Below are 25,473 nucleotides of genomic sequence, written 5' to 3'. Positions count from 1 at the left end.
AGGCAATGCTGTTGGCAGTGACTCCCTCTGCATGTATGTCTTCCGCTTGCGCGCCATGGCGTGCCGTCTCCGTGCGCCGCAAGCTGTTGAAAGCGGGGGCGTTCTTGATGTGTCTGGTTGTGAGGTCTGTGGGACCGGGCTGGGTTTACATTACCGCAGACGGCATCATGATTGCGCCTCCTAAATCCGGGTCGGAGCGTCAAACCTGTGGAAAACTATGGCAAAAATACGGAAGACTCGCGCTTGGGAGAGCGCCGCTTTCGGAGATTTGAAACCGCGATGCCCTCTATCCGCCCAAGACACGATCAACCGGGGCTGCAGGCAGGGGTACATTATTGATGTGCGGCCATGGAGCGGCCCGGCTGCCGACGCAGTTGATGAGCGCGCACCTATTACAATTGGGGATCACTCTGCCGCTCAGCTGGGCATGGGGCTGGCAATGTTTGAGATGAGCCATGCCCTACATTGCGTGTCCAAGCCGACGCGCGGATCTGCCGCCGCTGGTGGCATCTACCAGAACCCGTCTGCCGCAGGGTGACCTAACTTCCTCTGAAGGCAATTAACCTGTGGAAAAATATGGGAAATCTGCAAGATTCACGTTTGACTTAACATTGCCCGACCTAAGCTCCGCTTGCTTGTAAAGGAAACGCGCCGCGCTCCCTTTTGAGGAAGTCGGATTTGATGCCAGATACTCAAAATTAGCATTTTCGATTTTCACGGTCCTCGTTGATCTTGACATCAAGGCTCCTCTAACGCCGGGGGTAAAACCCGCTGGAGCCATGTTGATCCCCGAAGGAGGAGCGGATGGCACGTCCACGCAAACACGACAGTATGAAGGTGAAGCGGCGCGAAATCTCAGCGACCGATGCCGAATGGAAGGCCGTGAAGGCCGAAGCCGAGGAGGCGGGTCTCAGCGTCTCGAGCTACCTGCTCGATCGACGCGCGACGGCGCGCTCTAGGATCTCAGGCTCGAGGCCGTGCGGTGTGCTTTGACCCTCTCGTGGTTTGTAGGCAAACCCCTGTCGGGCAGCGGATAGGTTGCATCAATCGAGATTGTCTTGTGGTCGGGTGCCTCGGCGGCCAGGCCCGTCATGATTCGCGCGAACACCCCCAATGTCGCTCCACCGTTTCCAGCGGTTGTAGAGGGTCTTGTGCGGACCATACTCCCGGGGAGCATCGCGCCAGCGCAACCCATTGCGATTTATGAAGATAATGCCACTCAGAACGCGCTGGTCACCGACACGCGGTACCCCATGGCTCTTCGGAAAATATGGCCGAAACCGCGCTATCTAATCTTCGCTCAGCCCGTAAAAATTGCTCATCAGCACCCCCCATCACTCCGGGAGCTTGAATCATCAAGGACTCGTAGCTTCAAGCCAATCAATGGGTCCAGAGCCTAGTCACCTGAATCTGAAGTTCCTGCCAGTGTTTTCTGACAGAACCTTTTGACGGAGGCTAGGATTTCGTCGGCGGACTTGACCCATTTGTAGGGCTTGGGGTTCTCGTTGTGGGCATCGATAAATGCGGCGATATCGGCTTCGAGTTCCGCGACAGAGCGGTGAACGCCGCGCTGGATTTGTTTGCGGGTTAACTCGGCAAACCAGCGTTCGACCTGGTTCAGCCAGCTTGCCGATGTCGGTGTGAAATGCACATGCCAGTGCGGGCGGCGCGCCAGCCATGCCTTGACCCCCGGCGTCTTGTGGGTGGCGTAGTTATCCATGACGATATGCACGTCCCGCCCCTTGGGTATCCTGCGGTCGAGTTCCTTGAGGAAGTCGAGGAACTCCGTCGCGCGGTGGCGTTTGTAGCACTTCCCGATCACCGCTCCGGTGGCAATGTCGAGGGCGGCAAACAACGATGTCGTGCCGTTTCGGGTGTAGGTATGGGTTCTCCGCTCGGCCACGCCGGGGGCCATGGGCAACACCGGCTGTTCGCGATCCAGCGCCTGAATCTGGGATTTTTCATCTACACAGTCCGTCCTGAACATCGCCATCAGGTTGCCAGTTTGCCGCCCTGACCTCTTCGATCACGTGCCATTTCCGCGTGAACGATCATGCATGCTTGGCAGATCAGCCAAATCAGTTGAGACAAAAGGACCCTAAGGTGCCTGAGGATCATGCGAATGTTGTGACCACAGCCGCAAAGGACGGCGAAGAGGGCATCTCCGGCGGTTCCCTTCAAGGGGCTTCGCGTCAGGCGTCCGTCGTTCTTCATGTGGCCGATCATCGGTTCGATTGCGCTTCGCCGTCGCAGGAGCCTGGCGATGGTTCGGGTTACGCCACGCTTGGCACCGCTGAGGAAGACCTTCACATTCTCGACGCCGTGGCCACGGTATCCGCGATCGACAAAGGCCATCTCGGGCCGCTGGTCGGTCAGGATTTCGACCTGCTCCAAGGCCTCGCTCAGCGTGTGGCCATCGTAGGGATTCCCCGGCAGCGCCCGCATCCCGACCACGAAGCCGCCTCGGTTGGTCGTGGCCACGCTGACTTTGGTGCCGAACTCGTAGCGTTTGTGCGCCTTGCCCTTGGAGATGCAGTCCACCGCCGGTTCATGCAGGCTGTAGAGCTTGCCCCTGTCCTTCGGCTTCTGCGCCAGCAGCCGGCTCACCAGCACGATCATCTCCACCAGGCGCGCCCTCAACGCCCCTTCCGGAACCTTGTCCAGTTGCCGCTCGACGTCGCGCAGCACGCGACCGGTGTAGCCCTTGAGACGGCGCAGTGCCTTGCGCATCCGCTTGAATTGGCGGGCATGGGCATAGCGGCCCACCTGGCCGGCCAGCCGGGGTGCGAGGCGGTTGTAGTTCTGGCGCAGGCCGATCCCGGCCTCGCGGGCCAGCCCGACCAGCTTGCGCCGCGCCGTCTCATACAGCCGCGCATCCGTCGGGTGTGCGATGTTCTTTTCCATCACCGTGGTATCCACCGTGACCCGCTTGAGGTCATCGCTCTTCACCGCCCCGGCGCGTTTCCCGGCCTCGATCGTCTGGGTCAGCAGCCACTCGACACCTTCCTCGCCGATCCGTTTGCGCCACCGGGTCAGCGACGACGGGTCGATTGGCAGGCGGTGCTGAAAGAACGTCTCGCCGCAGAAATGCTGCCAATACGGGTTTTCGGCCCACCGGGCCACGACCGCCTCGTCCGAGAGCGCGAAGGCATGCTGGAGGTAGCACAACCCCGCAACCAGCCGCGGCGGCGTCGCCGGGCGGCCGGTATGGGACGGAAAGAACCCGGCCCATTCCCGCTCGAAGATGTCCCAGTCAATCAGGGCGGCCAGCTTCACCAGCTCATGGCGCATGTCGATCATCTCGACCAATCGGGCGCGCAGAAGATCGTCTTGTTCCGGGGGCGGTTTTCGCGGCTTCATATCACGGCTCATAATTGCAGAGTTTCTGCCCACACAATACCAAACCCTGCACTTATGACTCAACAAAATCGACCTGTTTCCCAGCAAAATCAGATGTCTGGAAGTTGTTCAGATTGGACTACACACAATACGATAGCCCGGTTCGGCGGCGACATGTAGAGGCCGACCACGTCCTGCACCTTGTCCACGAACAGCGGGTCGGTGGACAGCTTGAAGGTTTCAGCGCGGTGCGGCTGCAGCCCAAAGGCGTTCCAGATGCGGCGAATCGTGGTGTGTGACAGGCCGATTTCTTCGGCCATCGACCGGATCGACCAATGGGTTGCATCCTTTGGCGTGGTTTCCAGCGTTCGTTTGATCACATCGGCAACCTGTTCGTCCGAGATCGTTCGTGGGCGGCCCGCGCGATACTCGTCAGAAAGGCCTTCGATGCGCTGCTCGGCAAACCGCCGCCGCCACTTGCCGACCGTATGCTCGGAATGGCCGAGTTCGGCGGCGATCTCCTTGCTGGTCAGGCCGTCAGCGCACCTCAACACGATCCGGCACCTGTCGGACAGCGACCGCGCCGCCTTGTGCCTGCGCAACTGCGCTTCCAGAAAACCGCGCTCCTCATCGCTGAGTGAAATCGCAACAGATGCCCGACCCCGCATGCCGTACCCCCCAAAATTTGCCTCATATCAATGATGGCAAATTTGGTTCCGGGTGACTAGCATTAAATATGGACCGCAATATTAAAGCCCTTTTGCTTTGGAGACCTGATCTGAGTTTCAACTGATACTTAGAGGTGGTTCGGTGTGTCTGAACAGTTCCGCGCCGTTTCTTGGTGGATTTCCCGCTCGGTTATGCCGCCACCGGGATTGGCTGCGGCTTGATGTGATATGCCTGATGGGGCGTCTGCCCGTCCAGCGATGAATGCGGTCTCCTTGTGTTATAGAACGTCAGGTAGCGGGCAATGCCGCTGCGGGCTGCCGACACGCTGTCGTAGGCGTGCAAATAGACCTCTTCGTATTTTATGCTCCGCCAGAGGCGTTCGACAAAGACGTTGTCGCGCCAGGCCCCTTTGCCGTCCATGCTGATCTGGATGTCGGCGTCCTTCAGCGCCTTGATGAAGTCGATGGATGTGAACTGTGACCCCTGATCCGTATTCATGATCTCCGGTTTGCCATATCTGCGCATGGCTTCATTCAAAGCCTCCAGGCACGGTGCGGTTTCCAGCGTCACCGACAGCCGCCAGGCCAGCACTTTGCGGCTGAACCAGTCCAGAACCGCAACCAGATAGACGAACCCTCGGGCCATTGGGATGTATGTAATGTCCATCGCCCAGACCTGATTGGGGCGGGTCACGGCCAGTTTGCGCAGCAGATAGGGATATATCTTGTGGCCGGGTGCCGGTTTCGACGTGTTTGGCCTGCGATAGAGCGCCTCGATGCCCATGATCTTCATGCAGGTCGCGACATGCAGCCGCCCGACGGTGAAGCTTTCCTGCCTGAGCAGGCCCTTCATCATCCGACTGCCAGCAAACGGATATTCCATGTGCAGCGCGTCGATCCGGCGCATCAGCTTGAGGTCCGCGTCGCTGGTCGGGCGTGGTTCATAGTAGAGACTCCCTCGGCTGATCCCGAGAAGCCTAGCCTGCCGTGTAAGGCTCAGCCTGTGGTTCGGGTCCGTCATTTCCTTGCGCTCCCTCTCGGCAGATTGCTATGCAATCGCCTGCCGGGCAGCGGGACAACAGACCGGCCTTGTCGAGCGCTCCTTCTGAAAAATCATTTTCCAGCGCTAGCTGGCCAATCTTCGCATGCAGAGATTTGACATCGATCTCCGGCTCCCTCGACGCATTGGGCTTATCGTCAAACACATCTGACACGCCGTCCAGGAGCCGGTCCTTCCACTGCTTGATCTGGTTGGCCTCTCATGACATTCGCTGTGCGAATGCACTGCCGGTAATAGATGCAGATCAAACTGTGTCGCCAGCTCGCTCATCGTTCTGTCGCCCTTCAACGCCGCCAATGCGACCTTCGCCTTGAAGGCTGGGCTGTGGTTCCGTCTGGGACGTCTTGTCATCTTCGCTCCTTAATCCCGACAAAGCTGCCGGATTGGGAGCAGAAAATCCACCTAACTCAACTGTTCAGATTTGTCAGGCCACCTCTAACCCCTGCGACCCGGTGCGCATTTTCTTGATCGCCGCCGTTGGATTGTCAGGCCGCCAGCCGATTTCAACGCCGTGGTTGAGCAACATGCGCAACATCCGCAGGCGGTTGTTGCGAGCTGAGGGCCGATCTGTCAGCGGCTCCAAGAGCTTCACAACGTGCTGACGTTTCATCTGCTCGACCAGCCGGTGCCCATGCTCATCGCGCAACCGTTCGATCTCGCGCCGATATGTCGCCTTTGTGCTGTCACTCAGCGACACATACTGGACCTGTCGCGCTTTAGTGCCGCTCCTTTGATAGCATTTACTGCAACAAGGGAGACTGACTATGGGACTGAAGCGGACAGACGAATTTAGGCAAGATGCGGTGCGGATCGCACTGACCAGTGGGTTGACGCGTAAGCAGGTGGCTGATGATCTTGGTGTCGGTATGTCGACGCTGAACAAATGGATCACAGCACACCGAGACACTGATGTGGTGTCGAAAGAGGATTTGGGACTGGCTCAAGAGAATGACCGCCTCCGGCGCGAGAACCGTATTCTCAAGGAGGAAAGGGAAATCCTAAAAAGGGCCACGGTGTTCTTCGCGCGCCAAAAGCCGTGAGGTTTAAGTTCATCGAGGAGCCCCAATCTACGTTTTCCATTGGCCGGATGTGCCATGTCATGGATGTCGGTCCACGCGGCTTGCGTGCTTTGCGCACCCGCCCTGCCAGCCGTAGGCAGCGATCTGATCTGGTCACGTTGGCTCATATCAAAGAGCAGTCGCGCCTCAGCCTGGGCAGGTATGGCAGGCCACGGATGACGGAGGAGTTGAAGGAGATCGGCCTAGATGTTGGCCACCGTCGCGTCGGCAGATTGATGCGTGAGAATGGCATATCCGTTGTCAGAACCCGCAAGCACAAGGTGACAACAGATAGCGATCACAAGTTTAACATCGCGCCAAACCTGCTGGATCGTGACTTCAGCGCGAACAAGCCCAATCGAAAGTGGGCGGGCGACATCAGGTATGTTTGGACCCGTGAGGGTTGGCTGTATCTCGCTGGGATCCTTGACCTGCATTCGCGGCGTATCATCGGTTGGGCCGTCTCAAATCGGATGAAGCGTGATCTGGCGATCCGGGCATCGAAGATGGCAATTGCGTTCCGGTCACCGCCCCAGGGCTGCATTCATCACACGGACCGTGGCAGTCAGTATTGTTCACACGACTACCAGAAAATCCTACGCCAACATGGGTTCAAGGTATCGATGAGTGGCAAAGGCAATTGCCATGATAATGCAGCTGTCGAGACCTTCTGTAAATCCATCAAGGCTGAACTGATCTGGCGACATCCGTGGGAAACACGGCGGAAGGCCGAGATGGCAATCTTTGAATACATCAATGGCTTCTACAATCCGCGCCGCCGACACTCAGCACTGGGCTGGAAAAGCCCTGTCGCTTTCGAACGAAAGGTCGCTTAAACGAGCACTTGGGCCGGCACTAAAGCGCGACAGGTCCAAACTCAGGGCTCTTGTAGTAAGAGACAACAAGGGCGTTGATCGTGCCGCGCTTGGTGGCCGCTGCGCCGATTTCCTGCGATCTGTGACCTCTGACCGCCCGCTCACCGTTTTCAGCCGGTTCTCTGAGGACGAGCGAGCCAATATTGGCATTCATACCTGCCCGGATGGCGATCACAACGCCACGCATTTCGCTGATGTCGACTATTCGGAGTTCTTGCCCGACCTCTTTCAGATGAACCCAGGCCGCTTTTATCTCCGAAAACGGTCGGCATTCTACCGTTCTGCAAGGCGCGACATATCGCGCAATCCAAGAGATTTAAACTTAAAGTTGTCGTAACGGCAGGGGTTGAGTAGGCTGTTCTTATACCGCGCAACTGGAGAGAATATCATGAAGAAAACACTCGCATTACTTGCAGGTAGCGCACTGGCGCTGATCCCTGTCGCAAGCCTGGCACAAGAGGCCGCGATTTACAGCGGGATGGACCGAATTCACCCCGCATGGGCCGAAAACGGCATGGTCGTGGCCCAGGAACAAATCGCCGCAGAGGTTGGTCGTGACATTCTCGCGGCAGGCGGCAATGCGGCCGATGCTGGCGTGGCCGTGGCGTTTGCATTGGCGGTCACGTTACCCCGTGCAGGCAACCTTGGCGGCGGTGGTTTCATGATTGTGCATGACGCAGACTCCGGCGAAACAAAGGCCATTGATTACCGCGAGATCGCGCCCATGAGTGCCGACCGCGACATGTTCCTTGATGATGAAGGTAACGCAGACAGCCAGAAATCCCGCTTTTCCGGTCTAGCCACGGGGGTGCCGGGCACTGTGGCAGGGATGCAAATGGTATTGGAGAAATACGGCACCATGACCTTGGCCGAGGTGATCGCCCCTGCCATCGAACTGGCGCGCGATGGGATCGTCGTCACTGCGGATCTTGCGGATAGCCTTATCGGACTTGAGCAGCGGCTGAAGGCATGGCCGTCGTCAGAGGCGATCTTTTACAAGGAAGGCGGTGCGTTCTTTGAACCGGGCGATACCATCGTTCAGGCCGATCTGGCCGCGACGCTTCAGCTGATTGCCGATCAGGGGCCTGACGGCTTTTATACAGGTGAAACGGCGCAGGCTATCGTGGATGCAGTGAGCGCCTCAGGGGGCCGTATCACGATGGAAGACATGGCAGCCTACGAGGCCGTCAGTCGCGATCCTGTCAGTGGCACCTACCGCGGTTACGAGATCGTCTCGATGCCGCCCCCGTCATCCGGTGGTATCCACATCGTCCAGATCCTCAACACGCTTGAGGAATATCCTATCAGCTTTCTGGGGCATAATTCGGCTGAAACAATTCACCTGATGGCCGAGGCGATGAAACGCGCCTATGCCGACCGGTCCGAATATCTGGGCGACCCGGAATTTTATGATGTGCCACAGGCCGAGCTGATTTCGAAAGAATACGCTGCTGATACGCGCGACGGCATATCGCGCAGCCGGGCAACCCCGTCGGATCAGATCAAACCCGCCGATCTAACCCCATATGAAAGCGATCAGACCACGCATTTCTCGATTGTCGACAAAGATGGGAACGCCGTTTCCAACACCTATACGATCAACTTCTCCTACGGGTCGGGCATGGTTGCGGACGGCACCGGCGTTTTGATGAATAACGAAATGGACGATTTTGCTGCCAAACCGGGCGTGATGAACGCTTATGGCCTGATTGGTGGCGATGCGAACGCGGTCGAGCCGGGCAAGCGTCCTTTGTCGTCGATGAGCCCGACAATTGTGATGAAAGACGGTGAAGTCTTTATGGTCACGGGCAGCCCGGGTGGGTCGCGGATCATCACGACCGTGCTTCAGATCATCATGAATGTGGTCGACCATGGTATGAACGTGGCCGAAGCCACCGTCGCGCCGCGCATCCACCACCAGTGGTTGCCGGAAGTGCTGCGCGTGGAAGAGGGGATCAGCGCTGATACAGTCGCGGCGCTGGAAGCCAAGGGTCATGTCGTCGAAGTGATGGATACTATGGGATCGGCCCAGTCTATCGTCGTCGACGGCGACGCCGGTCTGTTGCTGGGTGGCGCGGATACACGCCAGACCAGTTCAGCTGCGCGCGGCTATTAAGGCGTTTCGCCTCAAGCTTGAGGCGCTCACTTACGGCGAAACGCGTGCAACGCCAACATGTTGCGCTTTAACGTAAATTGCCGGGCGGCCCCCAAGCCGCCCGGCCTGCTCACGTCGTGGGGCGGAGGTCTGATGCCCGGCGAGGCGCAAACAGCGTGATCGCCGCCAACGCAAATCCAGCCTTGCGCAAACCTGCCACCACACATCACAGCGGCTATTGATCGCCGGGCCACCGCAGCGGAACGGCCGCAAAAATCAGCCGCCGTGCGCAGCGCGTTTCGCGGCCATGATCGTGTGCGCCAGTTGCTTGGTATAGGTTTCGAGCCGCTCCAGTTGTTCGATCGCGTTTGTGCTGTCGCGATGCTCCAATGCCGTGATGATAGCCGAGTGGATCGCGACAATCTCGGCCCGCGACCGGGCGGTGAAGGTGATCATGTTCATCAAGGGCTGCATCGCCTCGATGGAGCCTGACAGCTGGTAGGACAGCACCGGGTTCTGTGCGCCATCGACCAGCGCCCGGTGAAATGCCACGTCCGAAGCGCAGAACGCCTCGTCGGTCAGCTCGGGCGTCGCTTGTCGCATGATCTCGTTGCGCATGAGGGTCAGGTGTTCAGGCGTTCGGCGCGCTGCCGCCAGCGGCGCACAGGCCCGTTCAAGCGCAAAACGGGCTTCGCAGGCGGTGTCGAAACTGACCCGGTTCATGCTGAGAAGAAGGGTCGATGTCGTGATCAGTTGCGCGCGCGCCTCTGCGTAGGACAATCGCTGGACGAAAGCCCCGCCAAAAGCGCCGCGCTGCGTGCGGATCAGGGACTGTGCGGCCAAGCGTTTGAGCGCCTCCCGGATGGTCGGGCGCGAAACGCCGAATTGGGTGGCCAATTCGGCCTCGGAGGGCAGGCGCTCATCGACGATCAGATCGCCCGAAACGATCGCGTCTCGAATGGCTTTCGCAATCTGCGCAGGCAGGCCCACTGACTTGTCAGGATCAATTTTCATTTGTCAGACGTTTAAAAGTCTGACATCTAAAAAGCAACCACTGGTTTTGACAGCAATCCCTGACCCGGAGGTCATTGTGCTCGCAGACCGCATTCGATCCATGCTTGGCGTGCATTGGCTGATGCTTTTCGGAGTGATCATGCTGTCATGGGCTACGCTATACGCGATGGCGATACCGTCGGATCTGCGCGAAGCATCGCGCATTTTCGGGTCCGAGTTCTGGGTTACGCTTTGCAACGTCACCCCTGATCTGGCCGGGTTCGGGCGCGTCATGCTGATGTGGCTGTTGATGTCTACTGCGATGATGTTGCCCACCGCACTGCCGGCCTTCGCCGCCTATGACGACATCGGACAGTCGGGGGCGCATACAGCGCTCTTTCCGCTCGTTGCAGGCTTTTTGGCGGTTTGGGGGGGCTTTGCGCTGGGTGCTGCCGGCCTTCAGATGGCCCTCTTTCGCTTCGATTTGGTCAGCAGCTTTGGCGACAGCCGCTCGTACTGGCTGTCGGTCGCGCTTCTGGCAATCGCCGGGGGGTATCAGCTCACACCGCTGAAGGACGCGTGCCTGAGCAAATGCCGCGCGCCGCTGACCTTCTTTCTACAGCACTGGGACGTCGGCCCGTGGGGCATGGGGCTGCGCCTTGGCGCGGCGTGCCTTGGGTGCTGCTGGGCGCTGATGCTGCTGGCGTTTGTGGGCGGTGTCATGAGTCTTGCCTTCATGGGGATCGCGACCCTGTTCATGATACTTGAAAAATTGCCTGAAATCGGGCGCTGGCTCAGTCGACCGTCGGGCTATGCATTATTGGGCGGGGCCGGTTGGCTGGCCGTCACGGGACTTTAACGGGAGGATTACACATGGCGTTGGACGGACAGATCGGGACGGTCCCGTGGACAATGAAGGGGGAGTTGATCCTCAACTGCAACTGCACGGTCTTTTGCCCTTGCGTGATTTCGCTGGGCCAGCACCCGCCGACCGAAGGGCATTGCCAAACCTGGGGGGGCATTCGCATTGATACGGGCCAATATGGCGATGTGGATCTGGCGGGCCTGAATGTCGGTCTGATGATCGAAATCCCCGAGCGCATGGCGCGCGGCAACTGGAAAGTCGCCCTCTTTATCGACGACCGTGCCAGCGACGATGCCTATGACGCCCTCGTCACCATCATGTCGGGCAAGGCGCGCGGCACCACGGGCCTGTTCAGCATTCTGGTAGGCGAACTGCTGGGTCACGAGCGCCAGCCGGTCACCTATGAGACCGAAGGCAAGACCCGCCGCCTTGTGGTCGGCAAACGCATCAAGGGCGAGGTCGTGCCTGTCGCGGGCAAGAACCCCGAGGACGATCTGGTGGTGACGAATACCCAGTACTGGATGGGCGCGGACATCACCGTCGCTACGGCAAATCAGGGCCGTTTGCGTGCCTTCGGGCGGGTTTGGGACTTTGAAGGGCGCTCGGCCGAGATTTGCCAGATCGACTGGCACGGACCCAAGTAGGCGACTTTTAGCGGAGGAGGAGACGCGATGCGGGTTCATTTCGAAGCCGGGGCGGCGAATGCAGCAAACTACGTGCCACTGTCGCCGATCTCACATCTCAACCGCGCGGCCAAGGTCCACGGATCACGGCCTGCGGTCGTCTATGGCGACCTGCGCTATGATTATCGGACGCTTGCCACGCGGGTGCGCGCCGTCGCCGGGGCGTTGCAGGCGCGCGGCATAGGGCGGGGCGATACCGTTTCGGTCATCTGCCCCAACATTCCCGAACTTTACGAGTTGCACTATGCCGTCCCGATGATCGGGGCGGTGTTGAACGCAGTCAATACCAGACTCGAAGCGCAGACCATTGCCTATATCTTCGACAATGCCGACACCAAACTGGTCATCGCCGATAGCGTTTACACCAGCCTCGTCCACGCTGCGTTTGACATCTCGGGCACTACCCTGCCGCTGGTCACGATTCGCGATGGGCAAGGCCCCGATGCGGGATCGGTGGGCACATCCGACTATGGCCGCCTCCTTGACGGTCCGGCCTTTGCCGGATCGGGCCTGCCCGAAGATGAATGGCAGGCGCTGGCGCTAAACTACACCTCCGGCACGGCGGGGCTGCCCAAAGGTGCGGTCTATCACCATCGCGGTGCTGCGTTGATGGCCATGGGCACCGCAAACGCATGGCAGATGCCGCACTTTGCCTCGTATCTGTCGGTGGTGCCGATGTTTCACTGCAACGGCTGGTGTCATCCTTGGATGCTTCCACTTATGGGCGCAAAGATGGTCTTTACCCGCGATCCGGTCCCGCAACGGATTTTCGACGCGATCGAGGCCGAGACCGTGACGCATTTGGGCGCCGCCCCGATCGTGCTACAAATGCTTGCAGAAAGCCCGCACGCGCCAAAAACACCCTATGCCCCCCGCCTGCGGGTGATGACAGCCGGGGCGCCGCCCCCGCCCGCCATCCTTGAAAAGACCGGCGCGATGGGCCTTGATGTCATGCACGTCTATGGCCTGACGGAAACTTTCGGCCATATCACCCAGTGCCTCTGGCAAGAAGAATGGGCCCGTCTGACCCCCGCCGAGCAGGCCGAGTTGCAAGCCCATCAGGGCATTGCCTTCCCCATGGTGGAAGAGGTCGCTGTCCTTAATCGCGAGACCGGCGATCCTGTGCCGATGGATGGCGAGACCCAGGGAGAGGTGGCCATTCGCGCGAACACGGTGATGAAGGGCTACCACAAGGACGAGGCCGCAAGCGCGAAGGTCTTCGCGAATGGCTGGTTCTGGTCGGGCGATGCCGCTGTCGTCCACGAAAATGGCTACATGCAAATACGGGACCGGTTGAAGGACGTGATCATCTCCGGAGGCGAGAACATCTCGTCCGTCGAAGTGGAGGCGGTGCTCTATCGCCATCCCGATGTACTGGCCGCCGCCGTGGTCGCGAAACCTGACACCAAATGGGGCGAGGTGCCCTGCGCCTATGTCGAACTGCGTGAGGGGAAAGCCCCCAGCGCGCAGGACATCATCAGATTCTGTCGCGGTCATCTGGCGGGATTCAAGACCCCCAAGGCAGTGGTGTTTGGCGAGCTGCCCAAGACCGCGACCGGCAAAATCAAGAAGTTCGAGTTGCGCCAGCAAGCGCGTGCAGAAGGATAACGCCCGATGGCCTTGATCTCCCCTTCGCGGCGGTTGCGCCGTACCCCCTTCTCGGACGGGGTCGAAGCCGCCGGGGTTGGCGGCTACACCGTCTATAACCATATGCTTTTGCCGACATTCTTCGAAAGCCCCGAGGCTGACTATCGCCACCTGAAGATGCATGTGCAGGTTTGGGACGTGGCCTGCGAGCGGCAGGTCGAACTGCGCGGCCCGGACGCCGCGCGCCTGATGCAACGCCTGACGCCCCGCGATCTGCGCGCAATGCTGCCCGGGCAGTGTCTGTATATCCCGATCGTGGACGAAACTGGCGGAATGCTGAACGATCCCGTTGCAGTAAAAATCTCTGACGAGCGCTACTGGATCTCGATCGCGGATTCGGACCTGTTGCTATGGGTGAAGGGCATCGCCAACGCCCACGGCTATCAGGTGCTCGTGGACGAGCCGGACATCAGCCCACTGGCGATCCAGGGGCCCAAGTCGGATGATCTCGCCGCGCGGGTCTTTGGCGAGAATATCCGCCTTCTGCGTTTCTTCCGGTTTGGTATTTTCAGCTTTGAAGGTCATGACGTGATTGTCGCGCGGTCCGGCTATTCCAAGCAAGGCGGGTTCGAGATCTATGTCGAAGGATCCGAGCTGGGCATGCCCCTCTGGAATGCCCTCTTTGCTGCGGGCGAGGATCTGAACGTCCGCGCCGGGTGCCCCAATGCCAGTGAACGGATCGAGGGCGGTTTGCTGAGTTATGGCAATGACATGACTCGCGAAAATACCCCCCATGAATGTGGTTTGGGCAAGTTCTGCGATACGCAGACGGCCATCGGGTGCATCGGGCGCGACGCGTTATTGCGTGTCGCCAAAGACGGCCCCATTCAGCAAGTGCGCCCCATCAGGATAGAGGGGCGTGTGGCCCCCTGCGACCGGGCGTGGCCCATAATGGCCAAGGGGCAGAACATCGGTCAGATCACCTCAGCCGCGTGGTCGCCGGATTTCGATTGCACCGTCGCGATCGGGATGGTGCGGATGACCCATTGGGACCCCGGCACCACGTTACAAATCGATACGCCCGAGGGCACGATCCAAGGGGTGGTCCAAGAGACGTTCTGGATTTAGCGTCATGGAGCGTTGTGGCGAAAGCACTCCAAAGCCTATCAGCCCCACTGTGTAATGGGCTTGCGCGCGCTGGCCCTGCTGGGACCCAAGGCCAATCATGCGCTGACGTTATGCAACGTCGGGGATAGTCAAGGCACTGATCTGCCTTTTCTCAAGCCAGGAAAAGAAGACGGAACGGCATCAAAACGTCAACATTAAAGGGAGGTTACGATATGTCTGGATCGAATGGAAGCTGCTGCGCAGGCCCCGGCTATGCATCGCCGCAAGACGCCATAAAGGCGCCACGCGAGAAAGTCGTCTACACGATTTGTATCTACACCGGCACCGGAGTTGAAAAGCCTGACTACCTGGCCACCATCGATGTTGATGAAGGCAGTCCCACTTATGGCAAGGTCATTCATCGCACCGAAATGCCCATCGTCGGCGACGAGTTGCATCACATGGGTTGGAATGCCTGCTCATCGTGCAACACAGACGGCAGCATGGAACGCAAATACCTGATCATTCCCGGCGTTCGCACCACGAATTTCTATATCGTCGATACCGCCACCGATCCGCGCAAGCCGACCCTGCACAAGACGATCGACGGGGACGAGATCAAGGCGAAAACCAATCTTTCCGCCCCGCACACGGTGCATTGTCTGGGCGCGGATATCATCGTGTCAATGCTGGGTGACGCCGACGGAAACGGGCCGGGTGGCTTCCTGCATCTGGACAAGGACTTCAACATCATCGGCCGCTGGGAAAACGACCTCGGCGAGATGAAGTACAACTATGACTTCTGGTATCAGCCACGCCACAACATGATGATCTCGACTGAATGGGCGTCGCCCAACACCTTCATGCCGGGGTTTGATCTGGAGGATGTGGCGCGCGGAAAATACGGCCAGCACGTCCATTTCTGGGATTTCAAGAACCGCAAGGTCGAGCAATCGGTCGATCTCGGCTCTGAGGGCCTCATCCCGCTTGAGGCGCGCTTTCTTCACAACCCGGACAGCACGCATGGCTTCGTCGGGGCGGCGCTGGCGTCGAACATCTTTCACTATCACAAGGATAACGGCAAGGTCGAGATCACCAAGGTCATCGACGTGCCCACAGTGGATGTCGAGGGGTTCCCCGTGCCGATGCCCAGCCTGATCACGGACATCCTGATATCGATGGATGACAAATATCTCTACTTCTCGAACTGGCTGCACGGCGACCTGCGCCAGTATGATATTTCGGATCCGGCGCACCCCCAGCTGACCGGTCAGGTGTGGATCGGCGGGTTGCTTGGCAAGGCGCCAGAGGTCAACGGCCGGACGGTGGACGGGGCGCCGCAAATGATCCAGCTATCGCTGGACGGCAAGCGCATGTACGTCACCACGTCGCTGTTCTCGACCTGGGACAACCAATTCTACCCATCGATGAAGGACAAGGGCGGCCTGATGGTGGTGGTCGATTGCGACAATGTGAATGGCGGCATGAAGATCCGCGATGATTTTCTGGTGGATTTCAACGACGAACCGCATGGACCGTCCCGCGCCCACGAAACGCGCTATCCCGGCGGCGATTGTTCGTCCGACATCTGGATCTGACGCGGCACTTTACCATTCCCCGGCCTGCACCGTTTGGCCGGGGCTGCTTTGCACGGAGGTCATATGCGTAAACACAAAGTCACATTCCGTAACCGCGATGGCCTGTCTTTTTACGTTGGCGAGGACGAGGCAATTATCGATGTGGTCGAGGCGGCAGGTTACGTCCTGCCCATCGCCTGCCGATATGGCGGTTGCATCACGTGCGCGGCCAAATTGATTTCGGGGTCTGTGCGTCAGCCAAAGGGCACAGCGCTGAACAAGCGGCAGGCATCCGAGGGTTACGTGCTGCTTTGCGTCGCCCGCCCGAACGAGGATTGCACTTTGGACGTGGGCGTCGAAAGCCACGACCGTCTTTATGTGAACCCATTTGCCAGCGCCGCCGCCGTTAAGCAGCTTGCGCGGGTGCGCGTGAAGTGACGCTCTGGCCCAATGGCAATGTGTTCGATCGCAGGAATGGCGCCATTGCGAAGTTGTCGTTCAGTTTGATCGCATCTGGCTGGATGGGTTGTGCCTGGGAAACCGGACCGTCGTAACCCGTCTATGACCCTTGCTGAAGCCTTTGGTGGCAAACGACACCTTATCGTTTCGCTGACACCAGAAGCATCATCGGCCGTTCCATTTCGTCGGCCAGCGATGGATTCTCCGCGATCTGCTCAGGTGTCGGGGCGAATTCTTTGACCTGCACAATCTGGAATCCGGCGCCGATCAACGTATTGAGCGTCGTGCCTAGTGTTCGATGATGTTTGAGGACACCTTTGGCAAACCAGTCCGTCCGGCGCTCACCTTCGACAGAGTAGCCGTTGACAGGCCAAATCTTGTCCCCATCGTCACCTACAATCCAATCCGGGTGAGATGTCGCCATGAAGATCGGATGCTCTATGGTGAAAACGAAATCGCCGCCCGGCGTGAGGGTTTGATGGATCACACGGACGAGGCGGGCGAAGTCGTGGATATAGTGGAAGGTCAGGGCACTATATGCGACGTCAAACGCCGCCGGCGGCAGGTCCAGGGTATCGAGATCGGCGATGCGGTATTCGATCGCGGGATCGGTCGTATCCGTCTTCGCGCGTTGAATCATCTTCTCTGAGACATCCAGCCCCAGCACCGAATCCGCACCCTGCTCGCGCATCCAGCGCGAGGCCCAACCGAAGCCGCAGCCAAGATCGACGACGCGCTTGCCGGATAGCGCAGGTAGCATCGCGCGGATGGCGGGCCATTCGGGCGCGCCATCAAGGCCCCGAACCTGCCGGGGAAGCTGGCTGTAGCCCGCGAAAAAATCAGGGTTGTCATAAATGTTCTGTGCGATGTTGTCCTCCATCGGGTTAATGCCCGCGCCATGAAATCAGGGGCCAGCGGGCGTAGGAACTGAGGTATGAACGCGCCCGGGGCCGGGGGCAGCGATGGCTTCGGGCTGTGAAGGGAGAGGCCATACTGTCAATCACAACGCAAAGACTCTTGTCAAACTATCCCAGAAACGGGCCACTTCATTCTAACTTGTCGTGAGAAAGGCCAGTCAGGGCGCGGGCAGATGCTCCAGCTTGCCTGGATTATCGAATATATTGTGCTCTATGTTACCATTGGTCAAAATGGTCATGTCAGAAAAGCGCAGCGTATTGGTGGCACCCAAGCCGTCCGCCTCGACCCAGGTCAGCAGGACGATATCATCGCTCAACCGGCTGTAGATATAGCTTTCCTTGTCGCCAGCGTGGTTTGTGCGGGACGCCAGCGTCCTGTCAGAAGTTGTATTGACGGTTCCTTGTTCCGGGTTCCCCAATTCATGTGCCCACACTGAATGAACGGAGATTGCAGGTTGTCCAGTTACGCCCTGTTGGATGCTTCTATTGGGAATCATCCTCCCAACCTTCATCAAGGTGTGATCCGTCACAGAACGGTTTGTTGTTCGAAAGCCCGCAGCGGCACAGGACATATTTGGCCTGGCTTGCCCCGGCGCCATTGAAGTCCGCACCAAGGGCGACATTTTTGACGCGATAGGGCCCGTTGCGTTCTACCATCACATCAATGTCGCCGTTCACCATGTGCTGAGGATCGGTTTTGCTGACTTCAAGCCGCAGGGCACCAGATGGGCAGTTTGATATCGCCGCGAGCAGATCGGCGATCTTGCCGTTCTCGGGTATCACCCACGGCTTGCGGCTTGGATCAAATATCGCACGGGATGCTTTCACACATTCAGCAGCATGCGAGCACAGGACGGGTGTGTAGTGCACGGTCACATCAGTGCCTTCGACGTTGCCGTCATATTTGATCGGGGTGTTGCGTATTCTGGATCTGTCTGACGTGCTGGAAAATCCAGCCGCCTTATGAGAGCCGTCGCAAAATGGCTTTTTCGACGAATGCCCGCATCGGCAAAGCGCCGCCTTCTCGCCAGCGTCAATCATGTTGCCCGCACCGTCGCGTAGGTTGGGCACGCCCGTGACCATCAACGGGCCATCAGAGACGGGTGTGATCCTGGGTTGATTTGTCAAGACGACATCTCCTTTTGGGGGTGAATTCACGCTGAAGCGCAAGTCCCGCGTGGTCAACTCGTCTGGGTAGTATCTCACTTTCCACTAGTTTTGTCTGCAAGCCACTGTCGGCGCTTGATCGTCCCCGCCTCGCGACCTGAGCTTGACCATCCCATGCTTGGGGCGGTCGGCCAAGGCCGACGCGTTCGACCCTTTGGAAAAGCCGAATGCCCGGTATGAAAAATATGATTCTCATCAAGGGGTAGAACCGCAAACGCGCTCTGGGCTGCCGAGGCTTCACTTGCAGGTGCCATATCGGTGGAAGAAACAAGTCCGAGGCTGTCCGCCGGGTTACTGTTGAACAGGCCATCTGCGACGGAGCAGCGCGTGGCGGCAAGTGTCGCTTTTAGTGACAGGAGTCAAATTGTGACAAACCCAAGCGCCGCAACAACGCTTGAATTTGAAAAATGGCATGAATATTTGAACATGGGAAGTTTTCATTAAATTCAGGCGGATAACTGAAAGTGATGACAGGAGTACTGGCCGGATTTTTGATGGCTGTTGTGTTCGGTGCGACCGCCTTCTGGGCAGGCTCCGAATTCGGAAAGGCGCGCTATGACGACCCGCGCCTTCAGTCAGGTTATTTGCCTGTCGTGTCAGGATCTGGTTCCTTTTGGCGGTTTCTCCGCCAGTTGGGCGTAGTTGCAGCCGCTGGCAGTTCGAAGGTCGGGAACACGCATCCGTCCGCCTCGCCCCGGCGGAGCAGTGCGGAGTATCCTGCGTTATCCGAATGCGGATTATTTCGCCTTGGCCGCGTCGCGGAGCAGTTCACGTGCCATCGACGCCTCTTGCGTGTCGCCCACGGCAATTTCTGCGATCCGGTCCATAAGGTCACCGCGAAGAGAACGGGAAGCGAGGCTGTCCAGGGCGGCTCTGCGAAGACCCGTGCGCTTTGCCGACAACGCCGCAAGAAACGCAGCGTCGACCGCGCCCGTCTGCGGCATCCGGCGCAATGCTCGAATGGCCGCGACTGCAGCAGGATCGCCGTTTGCGATGGCCGCGGCGATTTCATCGACCGCTTCGGGGGCACCGGCATTGCCCAGCGCGTTAAACCAGCGGACGCGATCTCCTGACCACCGCGACAGCAAGGGGGCCAGCGCCCGGTGCCCGTCCAGAGTGCCGCGCCTGCGATAGGCCTCCGCGCCCAGACCATATGCTGCCTGGGTGCCGACCAGCGTGTCGTCGATATGGTCTACGAGAAAGGTGCGCGTTGCGGGGGTCATCCTACCTGCAAGCCGCGTGCCCAGCGCGCGCACGACCTCGCGCCGCAGTTTGGCCGCACCGAGCGTACCATCGCCCGCCAGGTCATGAAAAAGACGTCGAAGCGCGGTCTGCGCCGCGTCCGTGCCCGCCTGTCCAAGCGCATGGATATAGATTGCGCAGGTCTGCTCCCCGCCTGACGTGCAGGTAGCGGCCAGATCCTCTGCGGCCTTGTGATCGATTGAAAGCAACGACCGCAAGGCGATGAGCGCCTGCCGTTTTTTTGTATCGTTCAGGGTTCCGTCGGCGAGCGTCGCACGTAGATCGGCCAGATCCCGTCCGCCGAGAATTGCCATGGCCGCCGCATGACGCCGCGCGTCCTCTGTCGGTGGATCAAAGAGGCGCTGCGAGGCGCCCGCCGTCGGTGACAGATGCTCGGGTCGGTGTTCGCGCCATGTCATTGTCATGTGCGACCGGGCCTCGGCGTCAGGTATGTTCGAACCCGACGCTTGGCGCGATATAGTCTCGTCGGTCTGTTGAAAGACGATGCGGCCCTCGTCGAGCCTCGCCTCGCTGTGCGACACCAGACCCGCCTCACCGGGCCGCACAGCACGCAAGGCCCCGTTGCTGGCGATCATCAGATATTGATCCTTTCGCCGGGATATAGTCGATCCGTTTCGCCGGTAATGTGCCCGCGCGAGACCGACCGTATCGGGCTCGATCGTGGTCCAATCCGATGATTCCCGCACGATAAATGGTACCATCGCCGCGAGCCCCGAAAGGAGCGTTCCGCCCCCCGCTGAAATCCCGCTGGGCAGCCGGACCGAGGCCAGCGCACCATCGTCAAGGAATGCCCAGCCCACTGTGCCTGCGATCTCGTCACAGGCCGCCCGCATCTGCGGACCCGGAGCGCCGCCCACGGCATCTGTGCAAGTCAGTTGCGACAAAGCGAATGCGGCTTGCTCGATTTCAAGCGCGCCCTCCACGCGAAAGCCGCCGGAAATTTCGGTGCCCGCAATCGACAACGTCGCCCGGTAGGTGAATGTATAAATCTCACCCGCTGCCGAGGGATCGGCAAGCGCCAGCAGGCCTGTTAGGGCCAGTAATCTATGGAACCGGGGTGCCACAGAAACCCAGCACATCCCAGCGGTCGGGATCGGTGATGTTGGCATTGAACTCCTCGCCCAGAACATCGAACGGAACGGAATCGGGGGACGGATTGGTCAGAATTGTGTCCGGCATGGCGGCGAAGAACGGCCCGTTGCGCTGTTCGCCAAGCGGCAGACCGGCCATGCCAAAGCCCGGCAGGGTGCCAGCGATGACTGTGCCGGATGCATCGAACATCCGACCGCCGCAGGTGGCGCCCAGCGGATCGCTGACATCAACCGTGCCGCCATCCCCGCAGGACAGGCCCCGTCCGTCTGGCAAGCAGCACCCCGAGGCCGGTATTGCGCCACAGAGGTTGCCGGGCTGCACCGTGGCGCCACAAGTAGGCAGGCTGGGCGTGATCGACAGAAAACGCGAGCGCGGACCTTCCCAACTGGCCAGCGTCTTGTCCCATTGCCGCGTCACGAACAGGAACCGTGCACGCAGGAATGCCTTGATCCGCCCGTCGAGCCATGCGCCGTCGCCCGCGATATTGTAGCCCCATGTGCCGCGCCATTGTGCGCCGGTCGGCGGGACAAGTGCCGACTGCCCGGCCAGACCGGCCGGCGTCGGAAGTGCCAGCGGAGAACCGGGAATGGGGATGCTGACGGGGAACCCTCCCGGGTCGATCGGCACCAGGGCCCGGTCAAGCCCGAAATCCGCGACCGTGGGCAGTTCGACTCCCGCCAGCAGCAATTCGCCCTGAATACCCGCCGTGACAGCCGCGATCAGGATGTCCAGCCCGCCATAGAGGCTCATATAGGTCCACAGACCGGCCCGCGGCGTCACCTGAACCCCGGCGGCAATCTCGGGTTCGATGACCGGCGCGTTGTCCGGCGCGGTCCAGTCGGTCTTGCTTTTGGCGGTTGCTTCGAAACCGATCTTGCCGACGACATCCAGTTCGACCCCGATACGGAACGGCCCGATATTGTGCTCGATCCGCTGCGCGGCCCGGCTGTAGCCGATATCGAGTTCGATGATTGACTGCACCCAGGCATTTTCTGACGCTTGCGGCTGTACCGCCTCATAGGCGGCGAGGGCTGGAAGATAGCCATCCTGCACCCGGTCGCGATAGGTGGCGAGGATGGCGACCGCGTCGGCGCGTGTGGTAATCGACCGGTCGCCTGCGGGGCCGTAACGATTGTGCAGGTCCGCCGCTATCAGGGCATCCCAGAACGCCTGGTTGGTCGCCTCCTCCTCGTCGCGCAGGGTTTGCAATGCGGCTTCGCATTGTGCGCGCAAGGCGGGTGCGGTGGCGCCGCTGTCCGACCCCAGCCCACTGATTTCAACGAATCCGCCGCCAGCGCCAAGCACGATGCCGTCGAAGGATTCGCTTTGATCGTCGATCTGCAATTCATAGTCACGCGACCAGCCACAATTGCGCAGATCGACACGCGCGCGGACCTCGAACAACTCACGCGCCAGCCCGTCGGCGCGATAGTCGATCCTGTATTCGGCCCCCGCGCGGGCGCTATAGCCGATGGATGGATAGTAAAGGCCCTGAAGCCGCAGATGGGCATCGGTCAGCCCGCCGCGCCCGCGGATGAACCACCGATCGTTGCCTTTCTCGAAATCCCAGTCAAACGGGTTGTCCGCTGCCTGTCCGGGCAGGCAGATCTGCTGGACATCTAGCGGATCCTCAAGATCACATGTGCCGCTGAGGCAGTCTTGGTCGAACCGGCAATCGTCACCCAGCGGCAAGCCGACGAAGTTGTAAGGTTCTACCGGCACCGGCGAGAACTGGCTGAAATTGGCCGCGTTGGTGCCTATGTCGAACGCGCTGTCGGCGCGCTCTTGCACGCTGTCCCAGATGCAGGGCCAAATCAGCCGTGTTCCGTCAGTGCCCAGATCCGTCCCCGGCGTCGGCCCGGTGGGCGGTGGCAGAGGTTGAAGCGCCGGAAATGACGGGTCATCCGTCTGATCGGCTGCCGAAGCGCCGCCGATATCGTTTTCGTCGGGGCAGACAGTGATCGCAGTGCATTCGGCCAGCGGCGGCGCGCTGCCGCACGCGACGGGAAGGGCGCCGCCAAACAGCGGCTGGCAAACGGTCGTTGCAAACCCCTCGCAACCCTCCTGGCTTGCCTCGTCCAGCGAAACCTCGGTGAACTGGCCGTCCACTTCCCGGCAATAGCGTGGCTCCTCAACGCAGTCCTCTCCCGGCGCGCGCTCGGCGGTATCCACCAGATTGCCGTCTTCGTCGAATATCAGCTCCAGGCCCGGCAGGCATTCCTCAGGTGTCAGAACCGGCGGTCCCGCCGGTCCGCCCGGTGGCCAGTCACGGTCAGGATCGAACGGATCCCACTGTGCCACGCAGCCGCTGTCATCAATGGTGGGCACACAAAGCATCGCCTCGGCGGTCAGCCGAAGCCGGTCAATCGCGCTGACGTCTCCGCCATGTGGGCGCGCGGTGTAGGTAACGTCGACCTCAAGCGGGGCATCGGCCGCGATCAGCAGAGTGCCTGCGCGATATTGTTCCACCGCCGACAATTCCAGCGCGCTGCGGATCTCGTCGCATTCGACCGACAGGCCGGCCCCGGCTGGCACGCTGTCCTCGATGGTGTCGCTGGTATCTCCGGACGATTGAAATGGCAGCGCCCGCACGAACCGTTTGGCTATTGCGACGGGCTGACTGGATGGATTGTAGATCTGCACCATGGTGGCATAGACGCCACGTCCCACACCTTCCTGCTTTGTCTCGTCGGAGGGGCCGCAAAGAAAGCTCGCCGCATAGATGGCACTGCCGGTCAGTGCTTCTTGCGCGGCAGCACCTGAGGGAAATAGCAGCAGCGCGAAAATACCAAAAGCATGCCGCATCGCACCTACTCCTGACGCTCAACGCAAAGCATGTTGTTGGTCTCGTCGCTTTCGATCACCATCGGGGGCGCGTCGACGGTGGCGCAGATCTGGCAATTGGGGTCAAAGCAATTTCCGCCCGGAGGTGACGTAAGCGGCACCTTCACCGTGGCGCCCGCCGCCAGACCGCCGGGTTGATCCAGCGTAACAGCAACCGATTGCGAGGGGTCCAGCAACACCCGGGTCGTGAATGCGCCAGCATCCCCGGCGCCGATATTGGCCAGACTGATACGTGCGGTCGTCACGCAGCTTCCTGTTCCGGTCGGGCAACGAACATTGATGGAGTTGATCGAGCGCACCACAAGATCCGGTAGCTCCTCCGGTTCGGATGGAGGGGTTTTAATCCGCTGCGCCTCGACTGTCTCGACGTCGATCGTCGACACGTCGCCATCATGCGGGCGCGAGGAATAGGTCACGGTGACGACAAGATCGCCGTTCGCGACGACGTGCAGGATGCCGGTCCGAAACTGAGTCGTCATGGAGGCCGGCAGCATCATCCGCAATTCATCGCATTCGATACCGATCGCCTGCTGCGGGCCTATTCTGTCCCTTGCCGGATCGCCAACCGTGCCAGCTGTCTGAAACGGCAGTGCTCTGGCCACATTCTTGGAGAACGCGACGGTCCGTGCAGGCGCCGGATTGAACAGCAGGATCGACGTGGCGTGGACACCACGCACCACCCCCTCCTGAAAGCCTTCGACCGAGGGACCACAGAGGAATTGTATAGGATAGACGGCCGTGTCAGCCGCGCTGTCAGCCGATTGAGCAGAGGCCGGTGAGGCCAACATACAAAGCGTTGCGGGAACGGTCAGAAAGCAATGTGTGAAAATCTGTTTGAACATGACTGGCTCCTTGTGGGATCCGCGTGTAAATCACGAGTCGTGCAATAGGCGGCAATTCGGCGGTGTGCCAAGCCACGCGCCCGCCATTTGGAACGGACAATACATTGGCAATTCGCTAAAGCGTTTCGCGAAAAACCTGACGCGCAGCTTTTCGCGAAACGCTGCGCAACATGTTGGCGTTGCGCGCGTTTCCGCCTCAAGTGAGCGCCTCAAGTTTAAAGCGAAACGCTTTAGGCGGCAGTGGTCTGCAACGATCCAGAAAATTAATCGGAAACTGGGAAAGCGTGCTGCATCGAAGCACTTACGCGCAACTGGTTGAGCTATAATGAGCCGCTACAAATCTGATCCAAGCATATCACAAAAAAGTCAATCAATCCAGAACCCGTCCCCCAAGCGCGCCGGAGCCCCCCCCGCGCAGGGCGGCGTAGGTGCCTCGCCTTTATAAACGAGCGATCCTATAAACGAGTTGGCATGTTGAACAAGCGTGTCCTGCAAATGAACCCTTCACGCCGAGAGGTTGCCAATGCCATCAAGTAGCTGGTCAGGAAAGGTTTCTGATGGAATGTAAAGTGGAAGAAAAGCGGCAGGGACTGTTCCCTGCCCGCTATAGTGACGGTCGGGGCAAGCAGCGCGATCAGGCTTTCAACCTGCGCCTCCGGCAGCGCGATAACAAGCTCCGTGCCTTCTATGGCTTCCGCGACTTGGACAGAACTGACCTGCTCACCGTGAATCCATATGTTCAAATTCCGACCAATCGATTGCGCAGTAAACCCCTCCAACGCACCTGCAATCGCCGGTCTCAGTTTCAGGTAAACTTGCGGTTGCCCTGCAAAAATTAATTTGCGCCTCAATACCGGGAATATCCCGGTCGGTCACCCGGATAGGTCCCAACCGGAATTCTGCGACCTGCGCTCGCACCTCCTCAGTTGGGTGTAGTTCTCCACCCGCCTCAACCCTCCAGTTTGTGAATCGGCATGCGAAA

At 59.7% G+C, this 25,473-nt stretch carries 19 protein-coding genes and 4 pseudogenes; 9 read left to right on the top strand and 14 right to left on the bottom strand.

Annotated elements, in window-relative coordinates; translation table 11 throughout:
* Positions 1-804: 804 nt before the first annotated feature.
* Positions 805-993: a hypothetical protein gene (locus FGD77_RS05245; RefSeq protein ID WP_255007069.1), complete on the top strand. Its 189-nt coding sequence runs from the start codon at positions 805-807 to the stop codon at positions 991-993.
* A 40-nt stretch (positions 994-1,033) separates the two neighbouring features.
* Here FGD77_RS05245 and FGD77_RS05240 read toward each other — a convergent pair.
* The 6 genes and pseudogenes from FGD77_RS05240 to FGD77_RS05215 all read right to left on the bottom strand — a co-directional run.
* Positions 1,034-1,289: pseudogene (locus tag FGD77_RS05240) on the bottom strand (transposase); the annotation flags it as partial.
* 107 nt (positions 1,290-1,396) lie between these two features.
* Positions 1,397-1,972 (bottom strand): annotated as a pseudogene (locus FGD77_RS05235) (IS630 family transposase); the annotation flags it as partial.
* Between the two features lie 20 nt (positions 1,973-1,992).
* Positions 1,993-3,360: an IS5 family transposase gene (locus tag FGD77_RS05230; RefSeq protein WP_255007067.1), complete on the bottom strand. Its 1,368-nt coding sequence runs from the start codon at positions 3,358-3,360 to the stop codon at positions 1,993-1,995.
* 125 nt (positions 3,361-3,485) lie between these two features.
* Positions 3,486-4,007 (bottom strand): annotated as a pseudogene (locus FGD77_RS05225) (IS630 family transposase); the annotation flags it as partial.
* A 190-nt stretch (positions 4,008-4,197) separates the two neighbouring features.
* Positions 4,198-5,418 (bottom strand): annotated as a pseudogene (locus FGD77_RS05220) (IS3 family transposase).
* A 73-nt stretch (positions 5,419-5,491) separates the two neighbouring features.
* Complete coding sequence (locus tag FGD77_RS05215) at positions 5,492-5,764, bottom strand: hypothetical protein (protein ID WP_255007065.1); 273 nt, start codon at positions 5,762-5,764, stop codon at positions 5,492-5,494.
* Between the two features lie 67 nt (positions 5,765-5,831).
* On the opposite strand from FGD77_RS05215, the gene FGD77_RS05210 reads away from it, so the two are divergent.
* Together FGD77_RS05210 and ggt are read left to right on the top strand one after the other, a co-directional pair.
* A protein-coding gene (locus FGD77_RS05210) for an IS3 family transposase (protein ID WP_255007062.1) occupies positions 5,832-6,961 on the top strand; the annotation gives its coding sequence in 2 pieces (ribosomal slippage) (positions 5,832-6,075 and positions 6,075-6,961; 1,131 coding nt in all).
* Positions 6,962-7,388: 427 nt separating this feature from the next.
* Positions 7,389-9,116 carry a gamma-glutamyltransferase gene (gene ggt / locus FGD77_RS05205; RefSeq protein ID WP_255007060.1) on the top strand — a complete coding sequence of 576 codons (1,728 nt, stop codon included), beginning with the start codon at positions 7,389-7,391 and terminating at the stop codon, positions 9,114-9,116.
* 255 nt (positions 9,117-9,371) lie between these two features.
* On the opposite strand, the gene FGD77_RS05200 is transcribed toward ggt, so the two are convergent.
* Positions 9,372-10,109: a FadR/GntR family transcriptional regulator gene (locus FGD77_RS05200; protein ID WP_255007057.1), complete on the bottom strand. Its 738-nt coding sequence runs from the start codon at positions 10,107-10,109 to the stop codon at positions 9,372-9,374.
* A 100-nt stretch (positions 10,110-10,209) separates the two neighbouring features.
* Between FGD77_RS05200 and FGD77_RS05195 the strand changes: the two genes are divergently transcribed.
* The 6 genes from FGD77_RS05195 (at position 10,210) to FGD77_RS05170 (ending at position 16,345) form a co-directional block, all read left to right on the top strand.
* On the top strand, positions 10,210-10,947 hold the full coding sequence (locus FGD77_RS05195) for a DUF2182 domain-containing protein (protein ID WP_255014091.1): 738 nt from the start codon (positions 10,210-10,212) through the stop codon (positions 10,945-10,947).
* A 14-nt stretch (positions 10,948-10,961) separates the two neighbouring features.
* The gene (locus tag FGD77_RS05190) at positions 10,962-11,597 is read left to right on the top strand and encodes a DUF1326 domain-containing protein (protein ID WP_255007054.1); all 636 of its coding nucleotides are present in this window, start codon (positions 10,962-10,964) and stop codon (positions 11,595-11,597) included.
* Between the two features lie 27 nt (positions 11,598-11,624).
* Entirely contained in the window at positions 11,625-13,244 is a 1,620-nt protein-coding gene (locus FGD77_RS05185; RefSeq protein ID WP_255007053.1) for an AMP-binding protein, read from the top strand.
* Positions 13,245-13,250: 6 nt separating this feature from the next.
* On the top strand, positions 13,251-14,351 hold the full coding sequence (locus FGD77_RS05180) for a dimethylsulfoniopropionate demethylase (RefSeq protein WP_255007052.1): 1,101 nt from the start codon (positions 13,251-13,253) through the stop codon (positions 14,349-14,351).
* A 212-nt stretch (positions 14,352-14,563) separates the two neighbouring features.
* Positions 14,564-15,928: a selenium-binding family protein gene (locus tag FGD77_RS05175; RefSeq protein ID WP_255007051.1), complete on the top strand. Its 1,365-nt coding sequence runs from the start codon at positions 14,564-14,566 to the stop codon at positions 15,926-15,928.
* 63 nt (positions 15,929-15,991) lie between these two features.
* A complete protein-coding gene (locus FGD77_RS05170) occupies positions 15,992-16,345 on the top strand; it encodes a 2Fe-2S iron-sulfur cluster-binding protein (protein ID WP_255007050.1) in 354 nt (117 codons plus the stop codon).
* A gap of 160 nt (positions 16,346-16,505) precedes the next feature.
* Here the strand turns inward: FGD77_RS05170 and FGD77_RS05165 are convergent, their stop codons facing one another.
* From FGD77_RS05165 to FGD77_RS05135, 7 genes are all read right to left on the bottom strand, one after another.
* Positions 16,506-17,246: a bifunctional 2-polyprenyl-6-hydroxyphenol methylase/3-demethylubiquinol 3-O-methyltransferase UbiG gene (locus FGD77_RS05165; RefSeq protein WP_255007049.1), complete on the bottom strand. Its 741-nt coding sequence runs from the start codon at positions 17,244-17,246 to the stop codon at positions 16,506-16,508.
* A 195-nt stretch (positions 17,247-17,441) separates the two neighbouring features.
* A complete protein-coding gene (locus FGD77_RS05160; protein ID WP_255007048.1) occupies positions 17,442-17,780 on the bottom strand; it encodes a hypothetical protein in 339 nt (112 codons plus the stop codon).
* Entirely contained in the window at positions 17,767-18,411 is a 645-nt protein-coding gene (locus FGD77_RS05155; protein WP_255007047.1) for a CDGSH iron-sulfur domain-containing protein, read from the bottom strand. The genes FGD77_RS05160 and FGD77_RS05155 overlap by 14 nt, the downstream gene beginning before the upstream one ends.
* Before the next feature lie 776 nt (positions 18,412-19,187).
* Positions 19,188-20,777 carry a HEAT repeat domain-containing protein gene (locus FGD77_RS05150; RefSeq protein WP_255007046.1) on the bottom strand — a complete coding sequence of 530 codons (1,590 nt, stop codon included), beginning with the start codon at positions 20,775-20,777 and terminating at the stop codon, positions 19,188-19,190.
* Positions 20,758-23,610 (bottom strand): hypothetical protein, encoded by a 2,853-nt coding sequence (locus FGD77_RS05145; protein ID WP_255007043.1) that lies wholly within the window; start codon positions 23,608-23,610, stop codon positions 20,758-20,760. Before FGD77_RS05145 ends, FGD77_RS05150 begins: the two co-directional genes overlap by 20 nt.
* A gap of 5 nt (positions 23,611-23,615) precedes the next feature.
* The gene (locus FGD77_RS05140; RefSeq protein WP_255007041.1) at positions 23,616-24,491 is read right to left on the bottom strand and encodes a CARDB domain-containing protein; all 876 of its coding nucleotides are present in this window, start codon (positions 24,489-24,491) and stop codon (positions 23,616-23,618) included.
* Positions 24,492-24,946: 455 nt separating this feature from the next.
* Positions 24,947-25,342, bottom strand: a complete 396-nt coding sequence (locus FGD77_RS05135) for a hypothetical protein (RefSeq protein WP_255007038.1) — start codon at positions 25,340-25,342, stop codon at positions 24,947-24,949.
* Positions 25,343-25,473: the final 131 nt, after the last annotated feature.

Source organism: Roseovarius sp. M141, assembly GCF_024355225.1.
Lineage (GTDB): Bacteria > Pseudomonadota > Alphaproteobacteria > Rhodobacterales > Rhodobacteraceae > Roseovarius.
This window is presented reverse-complemented; position numbering and strand designations above follow the sequence as displayed.

Bases quoted from the DNA above. Each gene is read 5' to 3' on its own strand.
- ggt (WP_255007060.1), top strand. From the start codon at position 7,389: ATGAAGAAAACACTCGCATTACTTGCAGGTAGCGCACTGGCGCTGATC.
- FGD77_RS05140 (WP_255007041.1), bottom strand. From the start codon at position 24,491: ATGTTCAAACAGATTTTCACACATTGCTTTCTGACCGTTCCCGCAACG.
- FGD77_RS05200 (WP_255007057.1), bottom strand. From the start codon at position 10,109: ATGAAAATTGATCCTGACAAGTCAGTGGGCCTGCCTGCGCAGATTGCG.
- FGD77_RS05175 (WP_255007051.1), top strand. From the start codon at position 14,564: ATGTCTGGATCGAATGGAAGCTGCTGCGCAGGCCCCGGCTATGCATCG.
- FGD77_RS05185 (WP_255007053.1), top strand. From the start codon at position 11,625: ATGCGGGTTCATTTCGAAGCCGGGGCGGCGAATGCAGCAAACTACGTG.
- FGD77_RS05145 (WP_255007043.1), bottom strand. From the start codon at position 23,610: ATGCGGCATGCTTTTGGTATTTTCGCGCTGCTGCTATTTCCCTCAGGT.
- FGD77_RS05195 (WP_255014091.1), top strand. From the start codon at position 10,210: ATGCTTGGCGTGCATTGGCTGATGCTTTTCGGAGTGATCATGCTGTCA.
- FGD77_RS05165 (WP_255007049.1), bottom strand. From the start codon at position 17,246: ATGGAGGACAACATCGCACAGAACATTTATGACAACCCTGATTTTTTC.
- FGD77_RS05180 (WP_255007052.1), top strand. From the start codon at position 13,251: ATGGCCTTGATCTCCCCTTCGCGGCGGTTGCGCCGTACCCCCTTCTCG.
- FGD77_RS05230 (WP_255007067.1), bottom strand. From the start codon at position 3,360: ATGAAGCCGCGAAAACCGCCCCCGGAACAAGACGATCTTCTGCGCGCC.
- FGD77_RS05160 (WP_255007048.1), bottom strand. From the start codon at position 17,780: ATGATTCCCAATAGAAGCATCCAACAGGGCGTAACTGGACAACCTGCA.
- FGD77_RS05190 (WP_255007054.1), top strand. From the start codon at position 10,962: ATGGCGTTGGACGGACAGATCGGGACGGTCCCGTGGACAATGAAGGGG.
- FGD77_RS05170 (WP_255007050.1), top strand. From the start codon at position 15,992: ATGCGTAAACACAAAGTCACATTCCGTAACCGCGATGGCCTGTCTTTT.
- FGD77_RS05245 (WP_255007069.1), top strand. From the start codon at position 805: ATGGCACGTCCACGCAAACACGACAGTATGAAGGTGAAGCGGCGCGAA.